This window comes from Escherichia sp. S10b (genome assembly GCF_028421345.1).
Lineage (GTDB): Bacteria > Pseudomonadota > Gammaproteobacteria > Enterobacterales > Enterobacteriaceae > ECMA0423.
The window spans coordinates 47225-63053 of the sequence record NZ_JAHZSO010000164.1; the positions used below are offsets into that span (position 1 = coordinate 47225).

Below are 15829 nucleotides of genomic sequence, written 5' to 3' on the forward strand. Positions count from 1 at the left end.
CAGGAAAAAGACAAATGGAACAAGCGCATACCCAGCTGATTGCCCAACTGAACGAGCGTATTTTAGCGGCGGATAACACGCCGCTTTATATTAAGTTTGCCGAAACGGTAAAAAATGCCGTGCGCAGCGGGGTGCTGGAGCATGGCAATATTTTGCCCGGTGAGCGTGATTTAAGTCAGTTAACCGGCGTTTCGCGCATTACGGTGCGCAAGGCGATGCAGGCGCTGGAAGAAGAGGGTGTGGTGACGCGTTCGCGCGGTTACGGCACGCAGATCAACAACATCTTCGAATACTCGTTGAAAGAAGCGCGAGGTTTTTCTCAGCAGGTGGTATTGCGCGGGAAAAAGCCCGATACGCTATGGGTTAACAAGCGTGTCGTGAAATGTCCCGAAGAAGTCGCGCAGCAGCTGGCGGTCGAAGCAGGAAGTGATGTCTTTTTGCTTAAGCGTATTCGCTATGTCGATGAAGAAGCGGTATCGATTGAGGAATCGTGGGTTCCGGCGCATTTAATTCATGATGTTGATGCCATCGGGATTTCACTTTATGACTATTTCCGCAGCCAGCACATTTACCCACAACGTACGCGTTCCCGCGTTAGCGCCCGGATGCCGGATGCCGAGTTTCAGTCACATATTCAGTTAGATAGCAAAATACCGGTGCTGGTGATCAAGCAAGTGGCGCTTGACCAACAGCAACGGCCTATTGAGTACAGCATTAGCCACTGTCGCAGCGATCTATACGTTTTTGTGTGCGAGGAGTAGTTCCTCGCGCGTTGGCGCACAATCACCGCCCCGATGCCCGACAACCCACGACGCCACTGCATTGCCCAGTAATACGGCATCCGCCAGTGGCAGACCAGAGGCCAGCCCGGCAAGTACGCCACCGGCATGACTGTCGCCCGCCCCAATGGTGTCTACAACTTGCGTTGGAAATGCCGGAATGCAGCCAGAAGCGTCGTTGCTGAAATACCATGCGCCTTCTTTATCGAGACGAACGATCAACGGCGCGGCAAATTTCTCCTGCCATTGCTCGCCAAGTGTTGTTATCTCTGCGGATAAAGCAAAACGTTCGGCGGCAATCTCAGCCTCTTGACGATTGAGCGACACTAAAGGTCGACAGGCCATGATCCGCGCCAGTAATGCATCCGGGATATCGCCAATACGTGGGCCAAAATCGATAAACGGCGTCACGTCTTGCAGCTCTTCCAGCCATTCCACTAACAATTCGCCGCAGGGCGAGGCCAGTTGATAACCGGAAAAATAGAGCAGGCTGCCAGGCGCAACGGTTAATCGCGCCAGCCACTGGCGATTCCACTGATTTTCCACACCGCTGAATGACATAAAAGTGCGTTCGCCATCCGGCTCAACCAGCGCCAGACACCAGCCGTTATCGCCTTCGGCGTTATCGATCAGGCTGATTAACCCCTCTTTCGCCATCCGGTTGCGAATAATCTCCGCCCACACGCCCTGACCGAGCGGCAAGGCATTACCCGCTTCGATGCCGAGGCGCTTTAACGCCACGGCAATATTCAGTGCGCAGCCGCCAACGTTAACGCTCTGCTGCTTCAGTTCGATATCGCACCCACGCCAGGGGAGGGCATAAGCGTCGGCGATCACATCAATGACCGCCGCGCCGACGACCATCACCGGCTGACGCGAGGTTAATTCAGGCAGCAGCGTGTGTAATCGAGCGCCGCTCATACCGCCTCCCGTTGTTGACGATATTTCGCCAGCGCTGTGGCATAGCGGTTGAAATCAAGCTGATTTACCGCATCCAGTTCCGCCTTTAATGCAGGATCGATAGCGTTAACGCCATGCAACGCGCCGCAAATCGCCGTCGCCATAGCGCCGATGGTGTCTGTGTCGCCGCCAAGGTTAGCGCACAGGACGGCGCAGCGATTCGGGTCGGTTTGTGCCAGTTCAACCAGCGCAATGGCGCACGGAACGGACTCAATAGTGCTGGTACCTGCGCCAACGACCTGGTAAAGCTGTTCGCTGGCGGATTCGGTGCCGTCGGCATTGCGCACAATTTTCAGCGCAATCTCCAGACGTGCTGCCAGTGAGGCGCTGAAGGTAGTGATGCGTTTTTGCTGTGCATGTCGCGCAATTGAAGGCAGGGAATCAACAATCGCTGACCAGCTTTCTCCGTCAATGGCACGAGAAATCGCCCATGCGATGACTACCGCACCTGCAACTGCCAGATCGGATTTATGGGTCGGGCTCGACGCCAGCGCCACATCATCAATAAAGGAATCAACATCACGCGCCGGAAGCAAACAACCTAATGGCGAGACGCGCATCGCTGCGCCGTTGGTCACGCCGTTGTTTTCCAGTTCAGCAACGGGTTTACCGTCGCGAATGGCGTTAAGCGCAATCTTCGAGGTCGGACCTAGTACGTTTTTGTTAAAGGCGTCGAAACGCAGCGCCCAGTCGAGAATATTACGCCCAATCAGATCCGGATCGATCTTGCCTTCACGTTCCAGTAACGCATCCGCCAGACACAGCGCCATCGAGGTATCGTCGGTGAATTCGGCGCGGTTAAAATAACAGGCCGCGTTATTCTCCTTTGGTCCAGGAAGAAAACGGTCAATCCAGCCAAAGTGTGCTTTAACGCGGCTGCGTGGCCAAAGCTCGGAGGGCATCCCCATCGCATCCCCTAACGCCTGCCCATAAAGAGCACCGAGAATACGTTCTGTTTTCATTTAACTTCCCCTTGTGTCAACGCAATATCGCGATCATCGACCTTGATAGCCGTAATTTCGTTGTCGGATTCGCGGAAAAAAATCATGAACAGCACGGCGATAATGGCAATCATCACCGCGCCAAAAGTCCACATCCCGGACCAGTTGAAAGTCAGTCCGTTTACCGGTTCCTGATAAGCGAACATCTTTTCCATCATCACACCGCCAAGACGATAGCCGAGCAAACTGCCGAAGCCCTGGCAGCAGAGCGTGATCAGCCCCTGCGCGGCGGTACGCATATGCACGGGGGCTTTTTTATCGACATAGATGTAAGCGGTAACGTAGTAAAAATCGTAACTTACGCCGTGAAGCAAAATACCGAGGAACAGTAACGCGTAGGTGAAATATTCATCCGCACTACCGTAAATAAAGAAGCCATAGCGGATCGCAGCGGTGACCAGACCAAGCAATAATACCTTTTTGATACCAAAGCGTTTAGTGAAAAACGGCAATGCCAGCATAAAGAAGATTTCAGAGAACTGGCCGAGCGTCATCCAGCCGGTGGCGTTTTTCATGCCAACTTCGGTCAGATAACCGTTGGCAAAGATGTAATAGAACGCCAGTGGCATCGCAAACAGGAATGAACAGAAGAAAAAGACGAGGAAGTTTTTATCGCGCAGCAGGATCAGCGCATCCAGGCCGAGCATGACTTTAATGTCCATTTTGCCGGTGCTTTTTGGCGGCGTGTCGGGCAGGAAAAACGCAAACACACCGAGCAGAGCAGAACTTCCGGCGGTAATCAGCAGCGGGATGTTAGTCGGTGAGATATCGGCATATCCCAGCATTTGCGGCAAGAAACCACATGCCAGACCAGAGGCAATCCAGCCGATAGTGCCCATCACACGAATGCGCGGGAAATCACGCTCCACATCCGGCACGTTGGCAAAAGCGATGCTGTTAGTCAGCGCAATGGTCGGCATATAGGTTAGAGAGTAAGCCAGCAGTAACGGAAAGAACCCGGCAAAAGTGGTCTGTTGCGCAGCGAAATACATCAGCAGCGCGCCTGCGAACATCAATACCGCCAGCACTTTTTGCGCCGAGAAAAAGCGGTCAGTGATGGAGCCAACCAGAATTGGCGACAGGATCGCCGCAATGGCGGTACAGGCATACGACCAGCCAATTTCTCCGGCACTAAAACCGCTTTTACTTAACCACAACCACAATGGCACAAACCACGCGCCCCAGATAAACCATTCAACAAACATCATGAACGACAGCTTTGCTGTTGTTTTCATCTTTTAATTCCTTCATGACAGGTAATGTAAGGTACGCGATGACAATACCACTTAATAATACCTTTTAAATACCTTTGCGGTGAAAACTTGACCGCGCTAACATTTTTTCTGATGAATCGAGCCAACAGAAAACGCTGAAAAAACATCCAAAAGATGGAAAAACTCGCCCGTAACGACCAGGATTATGATTGCCCGCAAAAGGCGGGCCAGGACAATCCATAGCCGATATCCAATCGGAATTTACGGGAGCATAGTAATGACAGATATTGCGCAGTTGCTTGGCAAAGACGCCGACAACCTTTTACAGCACCGTTGTATGACAATTCCTTCTGACCAGCTTTATCTCCCCGGACATGACTACGTAGACCGCGTAATGATTGACAATAATCGCCCGCCAGCGGTGTTACGTAATATGCAGACGTTGTACAACACCGGGCGTCTGGCTGGCACAGGATATCTTTCTATTCTGCCGGTTGACCAGGGCGTTGAGCACTCTGCCGGAGCTTCATTTGCTGCTAACCCGCTCTACTTTGACCCGAAAAACATTGTTGAACTGGCGATCGAAGCGGGCTGTAACTGTGTGGCGTCAACTTACGGCGTGCTGGCGTCGGTATCGCGGCGTTATGCGCATCGCATTCCATTCCTCGTCAAACTTAATCACAACGAGACGCTAAGTTACCCGAATACCTACGATCAAACGCTGTATGCCAGCGTGGAGCAGGCGTTCAACATGGGCGCGGTTGCGGTTGGTGCGACTATCTATTTTGGCTCGGAAGAGTCACGTCGCCAGATTGAAGAAATTTCTGCGGCTTTTGAACGTGCGCACGAGCTGGGTATGGTGACAGTGCTGTGGGCCTATTTGCGTAACTCCGCCTTTAAGAAAGATGGCGTTGATTACCATGTTTCCGCCGACCTGACCGGTCAGGCAAACCATCTGGCGGCAACCATCGGTGCAGATATCGTCAAACAAAAAATGGCGGAAAATAACGGCGGCTATAAAGCAATTAATTACGGTTACACCGACGATCGTGTTTACAGCAAATTGACCAGCGAAAACCCGATTGATCTGGTGCGTTATCAGTTAGCTAACTGCTATATGGGTCGGGCTGGGTTGATAAACTCCGGCGGTGCTGCGGGCGGTGAAACTGACCTCAGCGATGCAGTGCGTACTGCGGTTATCAACAAACGCGCTGGCGGAATGGGGCTGATTCTTGGACGTAAGGCGTTCAAGAAATCGATGGCTGACGGCGTGAAACTGATTAATGCCGTGCAGGACGTTTATCTCGATAGCAAAATTACTATTGCCTGATACGCCTCATACGAACAGCACCACCCCGTAGGACGGATAAGGCGTTTACACTGCATCCGGCAACCTATGCCTGATGCGACGCGGAAGCGTCTTATCATGCCTACATAGCACTGCCACGTATGTTTACACCGCATCCGGCATAAAAACACGCGCACTTTGCTACGGCTTCCCTATCGGGAGGCCGTTTTTTTGCCTTTCACTCCTCGAACAATTTTCATATTGTCGTTTTTGTGATCGTTATCTCGATATTTAAAAACAAATAATTTCATTATATTTTGAAATCGAAAACAAACGACAGGATATGAAAATGTACGTGGTATCGACAAAGCAGATGCTGAACAACGCACAGCGCGGCGGTTATGCGGTTCCGGCATTCAATATTCACAATCTCGAAACGATGCAAGTGGTGGTGGAAACCGCTGCCAACCTGCATGCGCCGGTCATCATCGCCGGAACGCCTGGCACATTTACTCATGCTGGTACAGAAAATCTGTTGGCGCTGGTCAGCGCGATGGCGAAGCAATATCACCATCCACTGGCAATTCATCTCGACCATCACACGAAATTTGACGATATCGCTCAGAAGGTTCGTTCTGGCGTGCGCTCAGTCATGATTGACGCCTCGCATTTGCCTTTTGCGCAAAATATTTCACGGGTCAAAGAGGTGGTGGATTTTTGCCATCGCTTTGATGTCAGCGTCGAGGCGGAGCTGGGGCAACTTGGCGGCCAGGAAGATGATGTGCAAGTCAATGAAGCCGATGCGTTGTACACCAACCCCGCACAGGCGCGTGAATTTGCCGAGGCAACCGGGATTGATTCCCTGGCGGTCGCCATCGGTACGGCTCACGGTATGTATGCCAGCGCACCGGTGCTTGATTTTTCTCGACTGGAGAACATTCGCCAGTGGGTGAACTTACCGCTGGTGCTGCATGGCGCGTCAGGATTATCGACTAAGGATATTCAGCAAACCATCAAAGTGGGGATATGCAAAATCAACGTTGCAACGGAGCTGAAAAATGCCTTCTCGCAGGCGTTAAAAAATTACCTGACCGAGCACCCCGAAGCGACCGATCCCCGGGATTATTTGCAGTCGGCTAAATCCGCAATGCGCGATGTGGTGAGCAAAGTGATTGCCGATTGTGGCTGCGAGGGCAGGGCATAACGCACCTGCCATTTAACAAGGAAAAAACATGAAAACGTTAATTGCCCGGCATAAAGCTGGTGAACATATCGGCATATGTTCAGTCTGTTCTGCCCATCCGTTGGTTATCGAAGCGGCGCTGGCATTTGATCGCAACAGCACGCGCAAAGTGCTGATTGAAGCAACGTCAAACCAGGTCAATCAATTTGGCGGTTATACCGGAATGACACCGGCAGACTTTCGCGAATTTGTTTTTACGATTGCCGATAAAGTTGGGTTTGCACGCGAACGCATTATTCTCGGCGGCGATCATCTGGGGCCAAACTGCTGGCAGCAAGAAAATGCGGATGCGGCGATGGAAAAATCCGTCGAGCTGGTAAAAGCATATGTTCGTGCTGGCTTCAGTAAAATTCATCTTGATGCGTCAATGTCCTGCGCGGGGGATCCCATACCGTTAGCACCAGAAACGGTTGCGGAACGAGCTGCTGTGCTTTGCTTTGCTGCGGAAAGTGTGGCGACAGATTGCCAGCGTGAGCAACTGAGCTATGTCATTGGCACCGAAGTTCCGGTTCCGGGCGGTGAGGCCAGCGCCATTCAGTCAGTACACATCACCCATGTTGAAGATGCCGCCAATACTTTACGTACGCATCAAAAGGCCTTTATTGCCCGTGGGCTGGCAGAGGCGTTAACACGCGTGATTGCCATCGTGGTGCAGCCGGGTGTGGAATTTGATCACAGCAATATTATCCATTATCAGCCGCAGGAAGCGCAGGCGCTGGCGCAATGGATAGAAAACACCCGAATGGTTTATGAAGCACATTCTACCGATTACCAGACCCGGACGGCTTATTGGGAATTAGTCCGCGATCACTTTGCAATTTTGAAAGTTGGTCCCGCATTAACCTTTGCTTTACGTGAGGCGGTATTTGCACTGGCGCAAATTGAGCAGGAACTTATCGCCCCCGAAAATCGCAGCGGTTGCCTGGCGGTAATTGAAGAAGTGATGCTCGACGAACCGCAATACTGGAAAAAATATTATCGTACGGGTTTTAACGATTCATTACTGGATATTCGTTACAGCCTGTCGGATCGTATTCGTTATTACTGGCCGCATAGTCGGATTAAAAATAGCGTCGAAACGATGATGGTGAATCTTGAAGGCGTGGACATCCCACTGGGCATGATTAGTCAGTATCTTCCCAAACAATTTGAACGCATTCAGTCCGGGGAATTATCAGCAATACCGCATCAGCTGATTATGGATAAAATTTATGATGTTTTGCGCGCCTATCGCTACGGCTGTGCGGAATAAGGACGGTATATGACTAACCTGTTTGTTCGTAGCGGAATTTCTTTTGTCGATCGTAGCGAAGTTTTAACCCATATCGGTAATGAGATGCTCGCCAAAGGTGTGGTTCATGATACCTGGCCACAGGCATTAATTGCCAGAGAAGCAGAATTCCCTACCGGGATAATGCTTGAGCAGCACGCTATTGCAATACCGCATTGTGAGGCGATTCATGCTAAGTCGTCAGCCATTTATCTGTTAAGGCCAACAAATAAAGTTCATTTTCAGCAAGCGGATGATGATAACGACGTGGCGGTATCGTTGGTTATTGCGTTGATTGTGGAAAATCCGCAGCAGCAATTGAAACTTTTACGCTGTTTATTTGGCAAGTTACAACAGCCCGATATCGTCGAGACACTAATCACTCTTCCTGAAACCCAGTTAAAGGAATACTTCACAAAGTATGTTTTAGATTCAGACGAATAAATCCCTCTGTAACAATAAAAAGGACTATTTATGAAACGCAAGATTATTGTCGCTTGCGGAGGCGCGGTTGCGACCTCTACGATGGCGGCGGAAGAAATTAAAGAGTTGTGTCAGAATCATAATATTCCTGTTGAATTAATCCAGTGTCGGGTTAATGAAATAGAAACCTATATGGATGGTGTGCATTTGATATGCACCACTGCCAAAGTGGATCGTAGTTTTGGCGATATTCCGTTAGTTCACGGCATGCCTTTTATTTCTGGTATCGGTATCGAAGCATTACAAAATAAAATTCTGACTATCTTACAGGGGTGACCTATGTTTTCAGAAGTCATGCGTTATATTCTCGACCTCGGCCCTACGGTGATGCTGCCGATTGTCATCATTATTTTTTCTAAAATATTAGGCATGAAGGCAGGCGATTGCTTTAAAGCGGGTCTGCATATCGGGATTGGCTTTGTTGGCATTGGCCTTGTGATTGGCTTAATGCTGGATTCCATTGGCCCGGCGGCGAAAGCGATGGCGGAAAATTTCGACCTGAATCTGCATGTGGTCGATGTTGGCTGGCCGGGCTCTTCACCAATGACCTGGGCGTCGCAAATTGCGCTGGTGGCGATTCCGATTGCGATTCTGGTTAACGTGGCGATGTTACTGACCCGTATGACGCGGGTGGTAAATGTTGATATCTGGAATATCTGGCATATGACCTTCACCGGCGCGTTGCTGCATCTGGCAACCGGTTCATGGATGATAGGGATGGCAGGTGTGGTAATTCACGCGGCGTTTGTTTATAAGCTCGGCGACTGGTTTGCCCGCGATACCCGAAATTTCTTTGAGCTGGAAGGTATTGCTATTCCGCACGGTACGTCGGCGTATATGGGGCCGATTGCGGTGCTGGTCGATGCTATCATCGAGAAAATCCCAGGCGTTAACCGAATTAAATTTAGCGCCGACGATATTCAGCGCAAATTTGGTCCATTTGGCGAGCCTGTCACCGTGGGTTTTGTGATGGGGCTGATTATCGGCATCCTCGCGGGTTACGATGTCAAAGGTGTATTGCAGCTGGCGGTAAAAACGGCGGCAGTGATGCTGCTAATGCCACGGGTGATTAAACCCATCATGGATGGTTTAACGCCCATCGCTAAGCAGGCTCGTAGTCGTTTACAGGCGAAGTTCGGCGGTCAGGAGTTCCTGATTGGCCTTGATCCGGCGTTGCTGCTGGGACATACGGCGGTGGTATCGGCAAGCCTGATTTTTATCCCACTCACCATTTTAATTGCTGTTTGTGTGCCGGGTAATCAGGTGCTGCCGTTTGGCGATCTTGCCACCATCGGCTTCTTCGTGGCGATGGCGGTCGCCGTGCATCGTGGAAATCTGTTCCGCACCTTAATCTCGGGTGTCATCATTATGAGCATCACCCTGTGGATCGCGACGCAAACTATTGGTTTGCACACCCAACTGGCGGCTAATGCTGGGGCGTTAAAAGCCGGGGGTATGGTGGCTTCAATGGATCAGGGCGGTTCTCCCATTACCTGGTTACTGATTCAGGTTTTCTCCCCGCAAAATATTCCCGGTTTCATTATTATCGGTGCAATTTATCTGACCGGTATTTTCATGACCTGGCGTAGAGCGCGTGGCTTTATTAAACAAGAGAAAGTCGTTCTCGCAGAATAATTTTTACCTGAGGGGGAGGTTATCCCCCTTAACAATCAGGAGTTTTTATGAAATCAGTGGTGAATGATACTGATGGTATCGTGCGCGTTGCAGAAAGCGTCATTCCTGAAATTAAACATCAGGATGAGGTGCGGGTAAAAATTGCCAGCTCGGGCTTATGTGGTTCCGATTTACCCAGGATATTTAAAAATGGTGCACATTATTATCCAATAACGTTAGGCCATGAATTTAGCGGCTATATTGATGCGGTGGGATCCGGTGTTGATGATTTACACCCTGGCGATGCGGTTGCCTGTGTGCCGTTATTACCCTGTTTTACTTGTCCAGAGTGTCTGAAAGGGTTTTATTCCCAGTGCGCAAAATATGATTTTATTGGCTCGCGGCGTGATGGTGGATTTGCTGAATATATTGTCGTTAAGCGAAAAAATGTCTTTGCTCTACCCACGGATATGCCTATTGAGGATGGGGCTTTTATTGAGCCGATTACCGTTGGTCTGCATGCTTTTCATTTAGCGCAAGGTTGTGAGAATAAAAACGTTATTATTATTGGTGCCGGAACCATTGGCCTGCTGGCCATTCAGTGCGCTGTCGCGCTGGGAGCAAAGAGTGTGACGGCGATCGACATTAGTTCAGAAAAACTGGCACTGGCAAAATCTTTCGGTGCGATGCAAACATTTAACAGTAGCGAAATGAGCGCGCCGCAAATGCAGAGCGTTTTACGCGAACTGCGCTTTAATCAGCTTATCCTCGAGACGGCTGGCGTACCGCAAACTGTCGAACTGGCGGTAGAGATTGCCGGTCCTCATGCCCAACTGGCGCTGGTGGGCACGTTGCATCAGGATCTGCATTTAACATCGGCAACGTTTGGCAAAATATTGCGTAAAGAGCTGACGGTTATCGGCAGTTGGATGAACTACTCCAGCCCTTGGCCGGGGCAGGAGTGGGAAACGGCGAGCCGGTTGCTGACAGAACGTAAGTTAAGCCTGGAGCCATTAATCGCTCACCGTGGAAGCTTTGAAAGCTTCGCCCAGGCGGTGCGTGACATCGCTCGTAATGCCATGCCGGGCAAAGTGTTGCTCATTCCCTGAAACCGCGGGCCAGCGTGATGCTGGCCCGGTATTGTGCAAAACAGATCATTCACCAATGGTCCCCCTTCGTTTACACTAGCCACAATTGAATATGGGTAAATGACGATGAATTCATTCGAGCGAAGGAATAAGATCATCCAATTAGTGAATGAACAGGGAACCGTGCTTGTTCAGGATCTGGCGGGAGTATTTGCTGCCTCGGAAGCGACAATCCGTGCCGATTTGCGCTTTCTCGAACAAAAAGGCGTGGTTACGCGCTTTCATGGCGGTGCGGCGAAAATAATGTCTGGTAATAGTGAAACCGAGACCCAGGAAGTCGGGTTTAAAGAGCGATTTCAGCTCGCCAGCGCGCCAAAAAACAGAATAGCGCAGGCGGCAGTCAAAATGATCCACGAAGGGATGACCGTTATTCTCGACAGCGGAAGTACGACAATGCTTATCGCCGAAGGATTAATGACCGCCAAAAATATCACGGTGATTACCAACAGTCTCCCGGCAGCGTTTGCCCTTTCCGAAAATAAAGACATTACTCTGGTCGTCTGTGGTGGCACGGTCCGCCATAAAACGCGCTCGATGCATGGTTCCATTGCCGAGCGTTCATTACAGGATATTAATGCCGATTTAATGTTTGTCGGTGCTGATGGTATTGATGCGGTTAATGGTATTACGACCTTTAATGAAGGTTATTCTATTAGCGGTGCGATGGTCACAGCCGCTAATAAAGTGATTGCCGTTCTCGATTCATCGAAATTTAACCGTCGCGGTTTTAATCAGGTACTACCAATCGAAAAAATTGACATTATTATTACCGATGATGCTGTGTCAGAGGTGGATAAACTGGCATTGCAGAAGACGCGGGTAAAATTAATTACGGTGTAGTATTGTTCTGTATGCCGGATAAGGTGTTTACACCGCATCCGGCATTACGGATTCTCCCTGGTTCAAGAGAGAATAGTTTGATTAACGCAACAGTGGACAATCTGGTGGTAATCGACAACGCAACGCTGCCGGAAGTATTTCAATATGAAAATTTTGCCCACTCAACGGTTCGCCATCAAGATTAAAGGTGATGTCGTGTGGTGCCTGAATATCAAACCACGACGAAGCGCCTTCGATAATATTCGGGTTATCTTCGTCAGATTTTAAGGTTGATACGAGAGCCGGAAGTATTTCATCGCCGGTAAAAATGCGCAGTTGCAGCAAGCCATCGTTAATTAACGCGTTCGGACACAATTGCTGACCGCCACCGGCCTGACGCCCGTTACCAATACCAATGACCAGGGCGTCACCTTGCCAGTGAAAGTTTTCACCGCGGATTTCACAACGGTCCGGTTGCAGAGTATCCATACGCATTAAGCCATGAATGATGTAAGAGACGCTACCCAGCGCGGCTTTTAATTTTTCCGGCGTTTCTGTGGTAATACGCGTCCCAAATCCGCCTGTCGCCATATTAATAAAACAGGTTTGTTTGTTGACCTGCGCCATATCTATCGCAATGGCGTCACCGGCAATTGCCAGTTTCAGCGCCTTATCCAGTGCCTCAGGAATCCCTACACTGGTGGCAAAATCATTGGCGGTTCCTAATGGCAAAATTCCCAGCGCGGGTATGTCATCCCCCTCACACTGAATCAACGCCGTAGAAACTTCATTAATGGTGCCATCGCCACCACCGGCAATCACCGTTGCGACGCCCAACTTCCGGGCCTCCTCTACATATCGTGCGGCATCGCCTTTCTCCCAGGTGACCCGCACATGGATCGTCATTCCTTCCTCACGCAACAGCATAATTGCTTCGCGCAAGGGTAAATTGTCAGTACTTTTGCCATTAAGAATCAGTAAGCTGGCGGGAAATTCTGCCATGATCGTATGTGCCTTTATGATTGGTCTGTAGATAGTGTAGAGCAGAAAACAAAAGGTGGAGTCAGAACAGGATGAAAGTCGGAGGATAAAAAGTCAGTTCAAGTATGGAGGATTCAGTGGTTACCACCAGGAGCTTGCAATGGGGACAGCGAATACTAACGGCTGCCACCGATAAATTTCAAAAAAGAGCATATACCTAATATTCAACTAAACAGTGGCATCTTCAATATAATATATTAAAGCCCCCATGGAGTTACCCTGAAGGGCCTCAATGTCCGTAATTCCTACTTATGTAGGAAATGTTGTACAGAACATTTATTATAATCCTATTCAATTATAATAATCATGCCATTATTATATTTAAACACTAGAGAGTGTCGTTGGTATTTAATGGGGGAAGGTGAGATGAAAAAGATAGCTGCTATATCATTAATTAGTATTTTTATTATGTCTGGTTGTGCTGTGCATAATGATGAGACAAGTATCGGTAAATTTGGTCTTGCATATAAAAGTAATATTCAGCGTAAACTCGATAACCAATACTACACCGAAGCCGAAGCTTCTTTAGCCAGGGGTAGAATATCTGGTGCAGAAAATATAGTAAAAAATGATGCAACTCATTTCTGTGTTACTCAGGGCAAAAAAATGCAAATAGTTGAGCTGAAGACAGAAGGTGTAGGATTACATGGTGTCGCTCGTCTGACATTCAAATGTGGAGAGTGAGAATATTTTTTGGTAAGCGTCAAATATGCGCGTTCTGGCTGTGCGTAGCCGGAACCTGTGGGAGCACGATGCCGATAAGTGAAAGGCATCGTGCTATGAAGGAGGATTCTATCGATGTGGTCAATGGAAGACGGTTACCAGAGATAGGGCTTATGCATAAAAAAATAAGCCCGTGTAAGGGAGATTACACAGGCTAAGGAGGTGGTTCCTGGTACAGCTAGCATTTTATGGGTTATGTTTTTCAGCGAAACGGATGATAACCTTAATAAATGCAGCTGTATGTGATCGGTTTCTAAGAATTTTCCATCCGGGAAAAATAATCGAAATTAATCACTTACCGTGTGGGTTACGCGTGGTTTCCCCGGAGAAATTACGCATCAGCAGAGCGTAATTGAGCTCAAGATCCTGCGGGACCGGGAGCCACACAGTATAACCATCGCCTGGTGCGACCGGCATCGCTTCACCTTTGGCGTTTTCCATGTGCTCAAGGGTAAAGTTAATGTTGCCTTGCGGCGTCATCAGCTCAAGGCTGTCGCCAACGGAGAATTTATTTTTCACCGCTACTGCCGCGAGGTCCCCCTTGCGCTCACCGGTAAACTCACCAACAAACTGCTGGCGGTCAGAAACTGAATAACCGTATTCGTAGTTCTGATAATCGTCGTGAGTATGACGACGCAGGAAACCTTCGGTATAGCCACGATGCGCCAGACCTTCCAGAGTTTCCAGCAGGCTGGTATCGAACGGTTTGCCCGCAGCGGCGTCATCGATAGCTTTACGGTAAACCTGTGCGGTGCGTGCGCAATAGTAGAAAGATTTAGTACGGCCTTCGATTTTCAGCGAATGCACGCCCATTTTGGTCAGGCGTTCTACATGGGCGATGGCGCGCAGATCTTTCGAGTTCATGATGTAAGTGCCGTGCTCATCTTCAAACGCGGTCATATACTCGCCCGGACGCTGGGCTTCTTCGATCATAAACACTTTGTCGGTTGGCGCGCCGATACCCAGCGTCGGCTCAACATTTTGCACCGGAATCGGCTCGTACTTGTGTACGATGTTGCCAACGTCATCTTCTTTCCCTTCCTGGACGTTGTACTCCCAGCGGCAGGCGTTGGTGCAGGTACCCTGGTTCGGATCGCGCTTGTTGATATAGCCAGAGAGCAGGCAGCGACCGGAGTAGGCCATGCACAGTGCGCCGTGAACGAAGATCTCGATCTCCATATCCGGCACCTGATTGCGGATCTCTTCAATCTCTTCCAGCGACAGCTCGCGAGAGAGGATCACGCGGGTCAGGCCCATTTGCTGCCAGAATTTCACCGTCGCCCAGTTTACGGCGTTAGCCTGCACCGAGAGGTGGATCGGCATTTCAGGGAAGTGCTCACGCACCAGCATAATCAGCCCTGGATCGGACATAATCAGCGCATCCGGCCCCATTTCCACCACCGGTTTCAGGTCACGGATAAAGGTTTTCAGCTTGGCGTTGTGCGGTGCAATGTTGACCACGACATAAAACTTTTTCCCCAGCGCGTGGGCTTCATTGATGCCGAGCTGAAGATTTTCGTGGTTGAATTCGTTGTTGCGCACACGCAGGGAGTAACGCGGCTGGCCCGCATAAACAGCATCTGCGCCATAAGCGAAAGCGTAACGCATATTTTTCAGCGTTCCCGCCGGGGAAAGGAGTTCCGGTTTAAACATAATTCTCTCGTTCTGATGACAGGTCAGATCCGCTTCACCTGATGAAGCGGTTAGGGGAGTGCCCCCACTTTAAGGGCGGGCATTGTAGCGCTGTGGGGGGATCTGGTAAAGCGCCGGACGCCAACAACCCACGCCCGGCATCGTAATTACGTATTGTCTTTCACCGTCTGGTTTGTGCCATTGGCTTTAACGGAGGCAATTCCGGTTTCACGAGATTGCGCGGTGGCGTACATCTGGCTGGAGCCGATAATTTGATGATTAGCGGCTTTCAGATTGAAATAGAATTTGCCGTTACTTGCCGTTTTTTTCTCATAGCGTTCTTCTTGCGGGCTGTTGCTACGCACCGACGCGATGCCCTTTTCCGCAGAGGCTTTTGAGGTATAAAGCTCGCTGGTGAGGATAGTCTCACCATTGCCCGCTTTTAGCACAAACCGGAACTGATTATCACTGCTCTTACTGAGTTCAAACCAACCAGCCATAATGACTCCTTGATTGAAATTGTGTATCGAAAACAGCATCTAAAGGTGCTGTTTACCGATTAAAGTATGAGCGATTTTCTGATGCCTGCCAGGGCGGAGAGATAATGTCAGTTT

General features: G+C 49.8%; 16 protein-coding genes. 10 read left to right on the forward strand and 6 right to left on the reverse strand.

Annotation, left to right across the window (positions count from 1 at the left end; translation table 11 throughout):
- The first annotated feature begins 14 nt into the window (after window positions 1-14).
- A complete protein-coding gene (locus FTE26_RS13630) occupies window positions 15-761 on the forward strand; it encodes a GntR family transcriptional regulator (RefSeq protein WP_000434038.1) in 747 nt (248 codons plus the stop codon).
- Here FTE26_RS13630 and FTE26_RS13635 read toward each other — a convergent pair.
- Genes FTE26_RS13635 through FTE26_RS13645 form a run of 3 tightly spaced genes read right to left on the reverse strand, consistent with a single transcriptional unit; the run spans window position 735 to window position 3975 of the window.
- Entirely contained in the window at window positions 735-1700 is a 966-nt protein-coding gene (locus FTE26_RS13635) for a carbohydrate kinase family protein (protein WP_000011951.1), read from the reverse strand. The genes FTE26_RS13630 and FTE26_RS13635 overlap by 27 nt on opposite strands.
- Window positions 1697-2701 (reverse strand): ADP-ribosylglycohydrolase family protein, encoded by a 1005-nt coding sequence (locus FTE26_RS13640; RefSeq protein ID WP_000846217.1) that lies wholly within the window; start codon window positions 2699-2701, stop codon window positions 1697-1699. The genes FTE26_RS13635 and FTE26_RS13640 overlap by 4 nt, the downstream gene beginning before the upstream one ends.
- Window positions 2698-3975 (reverse strand): nucleoside permease, encoded by a 1278-nt coding sequence (locus FTE26_RS13645; RefSeq protein ID WP_000858500.1) that lies wholly within the window; start codon window positions 3973-3975, stop codon window positions 2698-2700. The genes FTE26_RS13640 and FTE26_RS13645 overlap by 4 nt, the downstream gene beginning before the upstream one ends.
- Before the next feature lie 256 nt (window positions 3976-4231).
- Here FTE26_RS13645 and fbaB point away from each other — a divergent pair, with 256 nt between their 5' ends.
- From fbaB to FTE26_RS13685, 8 genes are all read left to right on the forward strand, one after another.
- Window positions 4232-5284 (forward strand): class I fructose-bisphosphate aldolase, encoded by a 1053-nt coding sequence (fbaB, locus tag FTE26_RS13650; protein WP_000129551.1) that lies wholly within the window; start codon window positions 4232-4234, stop codon window positions 5282-5284.
- Window positions 5285-5591: 307 nt separating this feature from the next.
- Window positions 5592-6446, forward strand: coding sequence for a tagatose-bisphosphate aldolase subunit GatY (gene gatY, locus FTE26_RS13655; protein ID WP_001297423.1), 855 nt, complete (start codon window positions 5592-5594; stop codon window positions 6444-6446).
- A gap of 28 nt (window positions 6447-6474) precedes the next feature.
- On the forward strand, window positions 6475-7737 hold the full coding sequence (gene gatZ, locus FTE26_RS13660) for a tagatose-bisphosphate aldolase subunit GatZ (protein WP_028131438.1): 1263 nt from the start codon (window positions 6475-6477) through the stop codon (window positions 7735-7737).
- A 9-nt stretch (window positions 7738-7746) separates the two neighbouring features.
- Window positions 7747-8199: a PTS galactitol transporter subunit IIA gene (gene gatA, locus FTE26_RS13665; protein WP_000182899.1), complete on the forward strand. Its 453-nt coding sequence runs from the start codon at window positions 7747-7749 to the stop codon at window positions 8197-8199.
- 30 nt (window positions 8200-8229) lie between these two features.
- Window positions 8230-8514, forward strand: coding sequence for a PTS galactitol transporter subunit IIB (gene gatB / locus FTE26_RS13670; protein WP_000823270.1), 285 nt, complete (start codon window positions 8230-8232; stop codon window positions 8512-8514).
- Window positions 8515-8517: 3 nt separating this feature from the next.
- On the forward strand, window positions 8518-9873 hold the full coding sequence (locus FTE26_RS13675; RefSeq protein ID WP_000490679.1) for a PTS galactitol transporter subunit IIC: 1356 nt from the start codon (window positions 8518-8520) through the stop codon (window positions 9871-9873).
- A 47-nt stretch (window positions 9874-9920) separates the two neighbouring features.
- The gene (gene gatD, locus FTE26_RS13680) at window positions 9921-10961 is read left to right on the forward strand and encodes a galactitol-1-phosphate 5-dehydrogenase (RefSeq protein WP_000844219.1); all 1041 of its coding nucleotides are present in this window, start codon (window positions 9921-9923) and stop codon (window positions 10959-10961) included.
- Window positions 10962-11066: 105 nt separating this feature from the next.
- Window positions 11067-11840, forward strand: coding sequence for a DeoR/GlpR family DNA-binding transcription regulator (locus tag FTE26_RS13685; protein WP_001295426.1), 774 nt, complete (start codon window positions 11067-11069; stop codon window positions 11838-11840).
- Window positions 11841-11921: 81 nt separating this feature from the next.
- On the opposite strand, the gene yegS is transcribed toward FTE26_RS13685, so the two are convergent.
- Complete coding sequence (yegS, locus tag FTE26_RS13690) at window positions 11922-12821, reverse strand: lipid kinase YegS (RefSeq protein ID WP_000807356.1); 900 nt, start codon at window positions 12819-12821, stop codon at window positions 11922-11924.
- A 405-nt stretch (window positions 12822-13226) separates the two neighbouring features.
- Between yegS and yegR the strand changes: the two genes are divergently transcribed.
- On the forward strand, window positions 13227-13544 hold the full coding sequence (gene yegR, locus FTE26_RS13695; protein WP_001318299.1) for a protein YegR: 318 nt from the start codon (window positions 13227-13229) through the stop codon (window positions 13542-13544).
- A gap of 330 nt (window positions 13545-13874) precedes the next feature.
- Here the strand turns inward: yegR and trhP are convergent, their stop codons facing one another.
- Both trhP and FTE26_RS13705 read right to left on the reverse strand, forming a co-directional pair.
- Complete coding sequence (gene trhP / locus FTE26_RS13700) at window positions 13875-15236, reverse strand: prephenate-dependent tRNA uridine(34) hydroxylase TrhP (protein ID WP_000476014.1); 1362 nt, start codon at window positions 15234-15236, stop codon at window positions 13875-13877.
- A gap of 146 nt (window positions 15237-15382) precedes the next feature.
- On the reverse strand, window positions 15383-15715 hold the full coding sequence (locus FTE26_RS13705; protein WP_125075400.1) for a YegP family protein: 333 nt from the start codon (window positions 15713-15715) through the stop codon (window positions 15383-15385).
- Window positions 15716-15829: the final 114 nt, after the last annotated feature.